General features: G+C 74.4%; 1 protein-coding gene. It reads right to left on the reverse strand.

The window, feature by feature from the left end:
• The coding region (locus tag AC5RUJ_RS18115) for a glycosyltransferase family 9 protein (RefSeq protein ID WP_494156502.1) at positions 1-539 on the reverse strand (539 nt) is incomplete at both ends.

Raw genomic sequence — 539 nt, forward strand, 5'->3', positions numbered from 1 at the left:
TAGCCGGCGCCGATCAGCAGTTCGACGGCGGCGGCGTGGTGCAGGGGCGGCCACGCGCGCGCCGGGACGGAGGCGCCGGGGTGCACGGCGATGTAGGGTTCGCCGCCGGTCAGGTCGGTGGTGTCCGGGATGCCTTGCACCTGCAGCCGGCCGTCGTCGTCGGGCGGAAGCCGGTACCCGGCGGCAGCGGCGATCTGCAGCGCCCGTTCGGCCTCCGGCTGGTCCTCCGGGAAGTCCTCGCCGGGGCGCAGCCGCTGATCCAGCAGCGACCCGGCGTAATCGACGGAAGCGCCGGTGATGCGCCCGACGCCGGCCAGCCGCAGCAGCAGCGCCAGCGGCAACGGCGACTGGTGGAAGGACGTGAGGATGACGGCCTCGGAGATCTCTGAGGCCCGGACCCAGTCCGCCAGCGCGGCCACGTGCTCCCGGGTCGCCGGTGGGGCGGGGTCGACGATCCACGGGCTGGCCCAGCTGAACACGCCTGCGACGCCGGGCAGCAATTCCGCGGCGGCTTTGCCCTGCGGGCCGCACAGCATCAT

This window comes from Arthrobacter sp. Y3223164, assembly GCF_059091005.1.